General features: G+C 44.8%; 8 protein-coding genes. 6 read left to right on the top strand and 2 right to left on the bottom strand.

Annotated elements, in window-relative coordinates; translation table 11 throughout:
* From G3569_RS18435 to trxA, 5 genes are all read left to right on the top strand, one after another.
* Positions 1 to 212, top strand: a 212-nt coding sequence (locus tag G3569_RS18435) for a hypothetical protein (RefSeq protein ID WP_205720206.1), incomplete at its 5' end; no start/stop codon positions are given.
* A 21-nt stretch (positions 213 to 233) separates the two neighbouring features.
* Positions 234 to 764 (top strand): exosortase X, encoded by a 531-nt coding sequence (xrtX, locus tag G3569_RS13410; RefSeq protein WP_165269979.1) that lies wholly within the window; start codon positions 234 to 236, stop codon positions 762 to 764.
* 7 nt (positions 765 to 771) lie between these two features.
* Positions 772 to 1,272 carry a hypothetical protein gene (locus tag G3569_RS13405; protein ID WP_165269977.1) on the top strand — a complete coding sequence of 167 codons (501 nt, stop codon included), beginning with the start codon at positions 772 to 774 and terminating at the stop codon, positions 1,270 to 1,272.
* A 690-nt stretch (positions 1,273 to 1,962) separates the two neighbouring features.
* A complete protein-coding gene (gene dnaE, locus G3569_RS13400; RefSeq protein WP_165269975.1) occupies positions 1,963 to 5,445 on the top strand; it encodes a DNA polymerase III subunit alpha in 3,483 nt (1,160 codons plus the stop codon).
* A 122-nt stretch (positions 5,446 to 5,567) separates the two neighbouring features.
* A complete protein-coding gene (gene trxA / locus G3569_RS13395; RefSeq protein ID WP_165269973.1) occupies positions 5,568 to 5,897 on the top strand; it encodes a thioredoxin in 330 nt (109 codons plus the stop codon).
* 1,797 nt (positions 5,898 to 7,694) lie between these two features.
* Here the strand turns inward: trxA and G3569_RS13390 are convergent.
* Positions 7,695 to 8,108, bottom strand: a complete 414-nt coding sequence (locus G3569_RS13390) for an ATP-binding protein (RefSeq protein WP_165269971.1) — start codon at positions 8,106 to 8,108, stop codon at positions 7,695 to 7,697.
* A gap of 60 nt (positions 8,109 to 8,168) precedes the next feature.
* The gene (locus G3569_RS13385) at positions 8,169 to 9,476 is read right to left on the bottom strand and encodes a Glu/Leu/Phe/Val family dehydrogenase (RefSeq protein ID WP_165269969.1); all 1,308 of its coding nucleotides are present in this window, start codon (positions 9,474 to 9,476) and stop codon (positions 8,169 to 8,171) included.
* A gap of 384 nt (positions 9,477 to 9,860) precedes the next feature.
* Here G3569_RS13385 and G3569_RS13380 point away from each other — a divergent pair, with 384 nt between their 5' ends.
* Entirely contained in the window at positions 9,861 to 10,358 is a 498-nt protein-coding gene (locus G3569_RS13380; RefSeq protein ID WP_165269967.1) for an HNH endonuclease, read from the top strand.
* The last annotated feature ends 93 nt before the right edge of the window (positions 10,359 to 10,451 follow it).

Raw genomic sequence — 10,451 nt, 5'->3', positions numbered from 1 at the left:
TTCGTAGATCAAGAAAGTTTCGGTGTGCTCGCTTGTTCCCTCCTAAAAGTTTAGGGAGGGAAATTCTTTCTCAAAGTGAAAGCAATGTTATCCGCCGTATGACGGATCTCTCTATTGAGGTTCGCGTAGGGTTCAAAGGGGAATTACGAATTATATCTTTTCAAGCTATTTTCTATTTCGTCTCTTACCTCCAAACTGATATATTTAACTAAACAAGAAATCAACTCATCTAAATGAACTGGCTAAAATCACAGGTTGGGCAATTTGTTCTCAAAGTTATTGGGATCTACTTCTGTTGGTATCTTATTTATGAACTGTGGCTATTGCCAGAAGGTAGCTTGGATGCATGGCTGACTACTAATATTGTATCCGTATCGGCAGGTATACTTGACTATCTGAATTATGATTTCTTTGCCTATGAGCGCCTTATTGGTATCGACGAAACAGCGGGGATTTATCTTGCTGATGGGTGTAGCGGTATTGCTGCTATCGGCCTTTTCATCGGTTTTGTAGTGGCCTACCCCGGAGAGTGGAGTTCGCGAATAGCTTTCATCTTCTTTGGGGTTGGTATTATCTACTTGGTCAATGTTGCACGAATTGTTACGCTCGCTATTACCCAGGCGTATTGGCCGAAGATGTTTGGTATTACCCACGATTATTCAACAACAGCCATCTTTTATATGGTCATATTCGTCTTGTGGATGATATGGGCAAACTATGGCTCTGTTGATTCTTCGCAACAACAGGTCGCGGTAAATAACTGATTGGTTAATGGCTACTTTTGATAGAAATACATTAAGAGCGTGGGGGCAGTACTTGGCGATCCGTTTTGGAGTGGGGATTGTTATTTTACTGATCTACTTTTCGGTTTGGCGTCCGGCCCGCCTGGCGATTACCCAAAATATCATTTATCCCCAGATTGAGTATCTCCAGGATAATGAGTCCTCTTTTAGTATCGTAAGTTCAAATCAATCTGTGATTATTAGGTATTCGTTTCGGGGAAAGGATAAGCAGTTATCCTATAGGCCGGAGTTCGGCTTTTTCTTTTTGATAGCGGTACTTGTGTTGCTTTTTGTAACTACAGAGTTGAGGTACTACTGGATGTTGATGGGGTTACATCTTATAGCTTCAATGTTAACCTACCTGTTTTTGTTGATTGGAGTAGCAGGTGCATCATTTGGATTTATTTTAGTGGATGCTATTGGCGGCTATTTAACACCGGCTCTGACATTGGCGTTGGTCCCCTTGGTTGTAAAAGGGGCGTTTGATTGATTTTCTATTGGTGTCAGTTTGATTTTATTTGTGACAGGTTTGTGTTGCCCATTTTTTATCATCCTGAACCATTGTGTTGAGACTTATTGAAGTCTCTCTTCGAATAAGATTGCGTAGTATTAAAAAAGTAAAAGAATATTCCCCTACCGGGGAGGGGGGCCGAGGAACGAGGCGGGGTGGGTCTGTAAAACAATCGACGAGTTTGCCAGAGAATGCATGTCCATTTTTCAGTCAAGAAAAAACGAACCAAAAAATTGACCGGCTGAGAATTCTGAACCCGCTCCAAACCTTCGGCGGGAGCATTTCGATGGTCCTTTTCATCAGTTGCTTGGGGGGATAATATCACCGGTACGAAATGCTCCTGACCGCCTGCTGTTCTCCACACAGAATTCGTTATGCCGGGTTGTAGTAAACCGTGAAGTGTGACGTTCACTCCTGCCTCATTCTGTAGCTCTGGGGCAGAATGAAGAGTTGCAGCCAACCTTCCTTTTATAGAAGGTCTTCCAATCTCCGTTCTATTCCAAGCATAAGATGACATGCCCGGTTTTGCAAAGTTCCCTTAAGATAAGAGTTTAAAACAGCCCAATGGGGTTATTTATCAGAACCCAAAGATTCTCAATTCTGCCCTTAATATTGTGACGCAGGAATCGTATTATTGTCACAAGATCAGATCCAAATCAAACCGCCTGAATGAACTTTTCACATCTCCACAATCACACACAATTTAGCATGCTTGACGGTGCCGCGAGCATCAGCCAGCTTATTAAAAAATCCAAGAAACATGGGATGCCCGGGATTGCCATTACCGATCACGGGAATATGTTTGGGGTGCCGGAGTTTGTTAATGAGGCACACAAGCATGATGTAAAGCCGATTATCGGTTGTGAATTCTATATCACCCCATCGGGGATGGAAGATAAGAAGGATCGGACGCGCTATCATCAGGTGCTGTTGGCAAAGAATATGACAGGATATCGTAACCTCTCGAAGCTTTGCTCGCTGGGATATACCGAAGGCATGTATTATAAACCGCGTATCGATAAAGAAACGCTTGCCCAGCATGCCGAGGGGTTAATTGCGACTACCTGTTGTATAGCAAGTGAAATAAATCAAACCATTATTAATGGGGAGGAAAAGGATGCGCGCGCACTTTTTGAGTGGTATCTGAATGTTTTTGGGGATGACTACTACATCGAGCTGCAGCGTCACGGATTGGCTGATCAGGATCGGTGTAACGAAGTGCTGGTGAAGTGGGCGAAAGAATATAACGTAAAGATGGTGGCAACGAATGATTGTCACTATGTAGAGGAGGAGGATTCTGAGGCACACGATATCTTGCTGGCCCTGCAGACCAATGCAGATATTAATGATCCCAATCGGTTTCGGTTCACAGATGATAATAACAATCTGAATACGGATTTCTATCTGAAGACGCCGGGGGAGATGGAGGAGCTGTTCAGCGATCTGCCCTCGGCGATCGATAATACCAACGAGATCATCGAAAAAGTTGATGATCTTGATCTCAGTTCTGAGCTGCTGCTGCCGCATTACAGTATCCCGGATGAATATGACTCGATGTATGAGTATCTGCGGAAGCTCACTTATGATGGGGCGAAAGAGCGGTATGGCGAGGTTACCCAGCAGGTAAGCCAGCGTATTGAGCAGGAGCTCAAGATTATCAGTGAAATGGATTTTGTCGGGTATTTCTTGATTACCCAGGATTTTACCACAGAAGCACGCAATCGTGGCGTATTCGTGGGGCCGGGACGTGGTTCGGCAGCCGGTTCTATCATTGCCTATTGCCTGGGGATTATCAATATCGATCCGCTGCGGCATGATCTTCTTTTTGAGCGTTTCCTGAATCCCGAGCGTGTAAGTCCGCCGGATATCGATATCGATTTTGATGATACCGGCCGCCAGGAAGTTATCGACTATGTAGTAGAAAAATATGGCCGGGAAAAGGTAGCCCAGATTGTTACCTATGGTACGATGAAGGCCAAAACGGCCATTCGTGATGTGGGGCGTGTATTGGGCGTGCCGCTGGAAGAAGTGGATCGTATCACCAAGATGTTTCCCGATCAGCCGGGTGTTAATACCTTTGATAAGGTGTTGGATCCGTCAAAAAATCCGGAGTCGGCCAAGGACATAAAGCAGCTGTTTGATCATCCGGATCCGCAGGTTCAGAAGATGATGCGGTTTGCTCGCACTCTGGAAGGATCGGCGCGGCAGACGGGTATCCATGCCGCAGGGGTTATTATTGCACCGGGAGAAATTAGCGAGTATGTGCCGGTGGCCCTTTCTAAGGATAAAGAACTTATTACCCAGTACGACGGTCCCCATGCCGAGGAGTGCGGGCTGCTGAAAATGGATTTCCTGGGGTTGAAGACCCTGTCGATCCTGAAAACAGCGATACAGTATGTAGAAGAGAACCACGACGTCCATTATGAGCTGGATGAGATCCCGGAAGATGATGAGAAGACGTTTGAGCTGTACCAAAAGGGGAATACCATCGGGACTTTTCAGTTTGAGTCGGATGGGATGCGTAAGTATCTCAAACAGTTAAAACCTACCGAGCTGGATGACCTTATTGCCATGAACGCCCTGTATCGTCCGGGCCCTATGCAGTTTATTCCGGAATATATCGATCGTAAGCATGGCCGTACCGAAGTGGAGTATCCACATCCCGACCTGGAAGAGCTGCTGAAGCCCACCTATGGGATTATGATTTACCAGGAGCAGATTATGAAGGCTGCTCAGAAGATTGCCAATTACTCACTCGGTGAGGCGGATTTGCTGCGCCGGGCGATGGGTAAGAAGAAGAAAAAGGTGATGGACAAGCAGCGCGAGATCTTTACTACTCGCGCTATCGAAAATGGGGTTGATGAAGAAAAAGCCGAAGAGCTTTTCGACATCATGGCCGAGTTTGCCAATTATGGATTTAATAAATCGCACTCGGCAGCCTATTCTGTAGTAGCTTATCAAACGGCTTTCTTTAAGGCCAACTATCCCGCCGAATATATGGCAGCGGTGTTGAGCCATAATATGGGAGACATCGATAAGGTCTCGAAGTTTATTGAGGAGTGTAACCGAAATAATATTACGGTAGATCCTCCCAATATTAATACAGGAGCCGGTAAGTTTGTGGCGGTAGACGGGCATATCCAGTATGGTATGGAAGCCATAAAAGGGGTAGGGTCCAATGCAATCCTGGAAATTGTAGAAGAACGGAAAGAGAACGGGAAATTTGAGTCCATTTTTGACTTTGCACGTCGTGTCGATTCCCGCTTATGTAATAAACGAACCCTGGAAAGTTTATTTCAGGCCGGGGCCTTTGATTGTCTGAATCCCAATCGGCATCAGCTGCTGCAGCACATGGAGATTATTATCAGCTATGGGTCGCGGGTGCAGGAGCTGGAAGATTCTAACCAGTCGGACCTTTTTGGGGATGGCGGGGATAGTGCATCTGCTATTGATGAGCCGACGTTGGAACCCGTACAACGGTGGTCCAACATCGAACGGCTGAACAAGGAGCGTGAGTTAATTGGTTTCTATCTGAGTGGACATCCCCTGGATAAATTTAAGGAGGATGTTCGTATTTTCTGTTCCCATACCCTCAACTCTGATGAGCTTGAACAGCTCAATGACCGGACTAATGTTCGGGTTGCCGGTATCATCACGAAAGTAAATCGTGTGACGGATAAGAAAGGTCGCCCTTTTGCTTTCCTGGAGATGGAAGATCGCCAGGGAGTGGTAGAAGTAGTGGTGTTTAATGATGTGTATGATAGTAACCTGGGGATGATTCAGGAAGATACCCGCGTTGTGGTGGATGGAAACTTTGATTCATCCCGTGGAAAGCTGCAGATTATTGCCAATAGTTTTGAACGGATTGAGAGTATGAGAGAAAAATATCAGGATCAAATAGAACTTAAGCTTAATATTGATACAAACTATATATCTGAAAGTGATCTGCAAGAAATGGCTGAACTCTTTAAGCAGAACCAGGGAGAAACCAATGTAAGTTTTAATGTGTTGAGTAAAGAGGCTAAGCGGCCGTTTAAGATGCATGTGCGTAAATTCGTTGTAGATCCCAACGAAGAGCTTTTAAGTGGCTTAAAATCTATTGTGGGCGAGGATGCAGTGGCTCTTGATCGTTCTAAGAACGGCGGAAGGTAAGATAAGTAATGGTAATCCGTTCAATAGTAAAAAACGATGTGATAATCTATTCGCTTTATGCGATATTGTCGCAGAATGATTTTTAGATAACTAGTTAATTTAATGTAGAAGAAGGTGTTGATATGAGTAAAGCTCTTGAACTTACGGATGATTCTTTTGAAGATGAGGTTTTGAATGCCGATTCGGGCAAACCTGTGCTTGTTGACTTTTGGGCAGAATGGTGTGGTCCGTGTAAAATGGTTGGACCTGTTGTAGAAGAACTCGCCGGAGAATTTGAAGGACAAGCGAAGGTGGGTAAGGTGGATGTTGATTCCAACCCGGAAACCTCAACTAAGTATGGAATCCGCAGTATCCCTTCTTTGCTTATCTTTAAAGATGGTGAAGTAGTAGATCAGATTGTAGGTGCTGTACCGAAGGCTCAGCTTAAAAAGCAGCTGGAAGCACAAGTGTAAGCTGCAATACATATATTTTTATTTTGAGAGGCGGTGAATTGCTCACCGTCTTTTTTATTTGATATATGAGAGCTTTCGAAGGAGATCCTGAAAAGAGATACTTCGCTGAGCCAACCTGTGCTAAAGCTTCGGCCGATAAACTCAGCACATGGTACAGGATGACAAGGGTTTGGGTGGTTTTAACGGGAGTTCGGGACAACGCTTTGGGATAGTACAAGACGGATGATCAAGGTGGTATGTCGATCTGCTACTAATACAATTATCTGAGTGGATCCTTAGATACTACGCGAACCTCTTAAGGGAGATCCCTCGATTCCGCTACGCTTCACTCGGGATGACATTGCTTTTACTTTTTTAACCAACGGCTGTAATGCTGTTACTAACGCAATCCTCAAAATAACGTCTCCCTCCATGCTTGCAGGGAGGGAACAAGGGTGGGTCAGCTTAGCACGATTGGCACGACGTGGCAATCTCCGAGGAGCAAGGGGTTGATCTATGAGGGGTAGCCATTCGATAATACGAATGCCCAATCCTCCTGTCCTTCCGCCGTTCGGCAGACACGTCCTGTGCCAGTGGGCGGACAGGTTTCTTTCCAATGAGGAAGTCTTGAAAAGTTCACGTGCCATTCCCACACCTTGAAACGTTGTTACTTAATTGTCTAAAAATGTGCCATGGAACCGGATGAGATTTCTCACCGATGGCCCGCGGTTCGAAATGACCTGTGGGGCTATTTATTGCTTCCTGACAAACTAGTAGCAGTATCAGGGTATTAGTTTGCGAACTTCTTCCTGATATCCTACGGCTATGCTGAGCCGTAAAATAGGGCACCGCGGGATGACATTGCTTTTACTTTTGTAACCAACGGCTGTAATGCTGTTACTAACGCAATCCTCAAAATAACGTCTCCCTCCATGCTTGCAGGGAGGGAACAAGGGTGGGTCAGCTTAGCACGATTGGCACGACGTGGCAATCTCCGGGGAGCAAGGGGCTGATCTATGAGGGGGAGCCATTCGATAATACGAATGCCCAATCCTCCTGTCATTCTCCTCCAAGGTGGGTTTCTCCTGATGGTGCTTCTTTCATTCCTCGGACGGCGGCCCCAGCCGCCCGACGAGGGATGGGAGTTATTGAACCTATTCAAGGAGATCCCTCGACAAGGCTCGGGTTGACATTGCTTTTGATGTAATTTTTTCAATTTAGTGAGTTGGTTTTTAAATCGGGGGTCTGGGGCGAAAGCTTGGGAAAAATGTTTTAGGACAATGACTAATGAGGAAGAGCAGTCCCTGCTTTAGAGCTGCAAAAAGATCACAATCTAGCTTTCCCCCAGCAGTTTTTTCGTCTATTTTTTGCTGACAAAAAATGGACATCCCTTTAATTGGAAGGGACTTATTCTTGCCTTTTAGATCCTACGCACACCTACGCTAGGGGAAATCTACCGAAGCCTTTGGCGTAGGTATGACTTTGGTGCACTTCGCGAGCTAAGAATGGGAGACTGCCACGGTCTTCCGAAAAACCACCGGAATCCCTCACCGTAAAACGGAGCACGGCGCAGTGACACTGCTTTTTTGTTTCTTAAAACCAACGGCTGTCATTGCGAGGAGTGCCGTGGGGTGGCGGGACGACGCGGCAATCTCCTTGCATAGACTGGCTGACCTATGAAGGGTAGTCATTCGATACTACGGATAGTCAATCCTCCTGTCCTTCCGCCAGAGGACAAGTACATACTATACTCCATGTCAATTAAAGCAATCGGGGAACGGGCTAAAGTGGTGTCTGTATCAGCACCGGGAGCAAATATCAGTTATCTAAGTGGAAGGTAACAGTAACTTGGCGTCCGTGGTCTGCAAATTGGATGTCATCGGCGTATTGTTCCATAAGGTAAATGCCGCGCCCCCCTTCATTGAGCAGGTTTTCTTCTTTTAGGGGATCGGGGATTTCATCTGGATTAAAACCATTGCCTTCATCTCTCACGGAGATTGAAAGCGTCCTATTATCGAGACTAACAGTGATATAGGCATTTTTGGAAGGGTCTTGATCATTACCGTGAACAATGGCGTTATTTACGGCTTCACTGAGCGTCAGCATAATTCGGTTAAAATCATCGTCACTCAGGTTAGCCCAGCTTCTAAGCTCTTCTACAAAAGGAGGTACTCGTTCCATCTGGTCAAAGGAAGAGCTAAGAACAAGTTTTTTTTCGCTGGATCCGGACATAAGTAATGAGCTTAAAAAAGAAAAGCATCCCCGGAATTGGTGGGGATGCTTGATATTAAATTAAGCGTATAGGCCGCGCATTTTCAGGGTCATGGCCACCTTGTTAATACCAAATACATAGGCTGCCTGGCGCAGGGTGATATCATGCTTTTCGCGTGTTTCAAAGAGATTGTCGAAAGCATTACGCATCATGCGATTGAGGCGACGGTTTACTCGTTCTTCAGTCCAGAAGTATCCCTGGCGATCTTGCACCCATTCGAAATAGGAAACGGTTACACCGCCTGCGTTTGCCAGGATATCGGGTACTACCATAATACCTTTATCCTCAAGGATAGAGTCGGCATTCGCTGTTACGGGACCATTTGCCCCTTCGGCGATAATACGGGCATTAATGCCCGAAGCATTATCACGGTTAATTTGATCTTCTTTAGCAGCAGGAATAAGCACATCACACTCCAGCTGAAGCAGTTCTTCATTAGTAATTTTTTCTGCTTCCGAATATCCTTCAAGTGAGTTATCGTTATTCTTTGCATACTCCATCGCTTCGGGAATATTGATCCCATTTTCATTGTAGTATCCGCCTGAAATATCACTGATAGCAATAACCTTAGCTCCTTGCTCGTACATGAGCTTGGCGCTGACAGATCCTACATTTCCAAAGCCTTGCACGGCAACAGAGCATTTATTAGGCAGAAGCCCCACTTTGTTGAGAGCAGCTAAGGTAACGGTTACAACACCGCGCCCCGTTGCTTCTTTACGTCCGTGAGAGCCACCCAGCAGAATAGGTTTGCCGGTAACAACGGCCGTTTCAGTTTTGTGAGCGTTCATGCTATAGGTATCCATTACCCATGCCATTACTTGTTCATCAGTATTCATGTCGGGGGCGGGGATATCACGGTCGGGCCCGAACACTTCAAGCATGTTTGCCGTGTATCGACGGGTTAAGCGTTCAAGTTCGCCTTTTGAAAGATCTTTAGGGTCGCATCGAACACCACCTTTGGCACCGCCAAAAGGGACATCCACAATAGCACATTTCCAGGTCATCCATGCTGCTAAGGCATTTACTTCTTCTAAGGTAACATCCGGTGCATAACGAATACCTCCTTTAGAAGGCCCCAGCAGGTTGTTATGAATTACACGATATCCCTCAAAAACTCTTATTTCGCCAGAGTCCATCATAATTGGGACCGATACCGTAACCTGCTTGGCAGGACTGGCCAGATATTGAAACATTCCTTCGTTTAGTTCGAGGACTTCAGCTGCAAACCGAAACCGTTCCATCATTGATTCAAAAGGGGATTCCTCATCGAGCTTTGGACCGGGCTCTTTATAATAGCCAGTTGTGTACATATTTTTATTATAGGGCATAAAGGGTTAAAAAATCTGTTATTTAGCGTATCTTATAGCAGGATTGATATTACGATTATTCTGGAACAATCCCATCAATAAGAAGCCGAAAGTTATGAAAAATTAGGAGATGATATAAGCAAAATTTTTCACTGTTTTGTGGGAAAATGGGAAATGTGAAAAATCGTCCGTAGAAGTGCATAAAAGTGGATTATAAATGAATGGAGAAACAATTAGAGCTGTTTTTTTTATCAGCGTTGGAAAAAGATTGTTAAGAAAGTGTTAGTATCCCCCCCTATACTACCTATGGGTGTTGCATTTCAATAAAATTTAATGTTGATTCAACACTCTAAAGTCTTTTTTTGTAATACAATGTTTTGACCGTTACTTAAAAAATGCATTGTTATGGATGCACGCGTGCTGGTCTTAAATAAAGATTATCAACCGTTAAGCGTATGCTCAGTTCATCGCTCTATCAAGCTGCTTTTTCTTGATAAAGCAGAAATGCTGCATGATTATCCTGAGCGTAAACTTCGAACGGTTTCTGAGGATTACGATTATCCTTCCGTAATTCGTCTGCGTCGTTATATCAATATCCCATATAATAAAATTGTTCTGTCGCGCCATAATATTATGAAGCGTGATGCCAAGACCTGTCAATATTGTGGTTCCTCACACAACCTTACTATTGATCATGTATTGCCCAAGAGCAGGGGCGGTAAAGATACATGGGAAAACCTTGTAACAGCTTGTGACAGATGCAACGTGGAGAAAGGGAATCGAACTCCTGATGAAGCAGATATGCCGCTTGGCAGGAAACCATTTCGTCCTATTCATATCACTTTTCTGCAGTCACTTATTGGCAGTGTGGCAGAAGATTGGAAACCTTATCTGTATATGTAATGGTTCTTTTATAGCCCTTCGTACCTACTGTAAATCTTTTTCCCCTTCCTTCATACGATTTACATAAAAAAACCTTATTTTTAGAAGGTTAGT

The sequence above is a fragment of the Fodinibius halophilus genome, assembly GCF_011059105.1.
Lineage (GTDB): Bacteria > Bacteroidota > Rhodothermia > Balneolales > Balneolaceae > Fodinibius > Fodinibius halophilus.
The sequence above is the reverse complement of the archived record's forward strand: the minus strand, read 5'-3'. Positions and strand labels throughout refer to the sequence as shown.

Coding starts and splice junctions, on each gene's coding strand:
- xrtX (WP_165269979.1), top strand. CDS start 234: ATGAACTGGCTAAAATCACAGGTTGGGCAATTTGTTCTCAAAGTTATT.
- G3569_RS13405 (WP_165269977.1), top strand. CDS start 772: ATGGCTACTTTTGATAGAAATACATTAAGAGCGTGGGGGCAGTACTTG.
- dnaE (WP_165269975.1), top strand. CDS start 1,963: ATGAACTTTTCACATCTCCACAATCACACACAATTTAGCATGCTTGAC.
- trxA (WP_165269973.1), top strand. CDS start 5,568: ATGAGTAAAGCTCTTGAACTTACGGATGATTCTTTTGAAGATGAGGTT.
- G3569_RS13390 (WP_165269971.1), bottom strand. CDS start 8,108: ATGTCCGGATCCAGCGAAAAAAAACTTGTTCTTAGCTCTTCCTTTGAC.
- G3569_RS13385 (WP_165269969.1), bottom strand. CDS start 9,476: ATGCCCTATAATAAAAATATGTACACAACTGGCTATTATAAAGAGCCC.
- G3569_RS13380 (WP_165269967.1), top strand. CDS start 9,861: ATGGATGCACGCGTGCTGGTCTTAAATAAAGATTATCAACCGTTAAGC.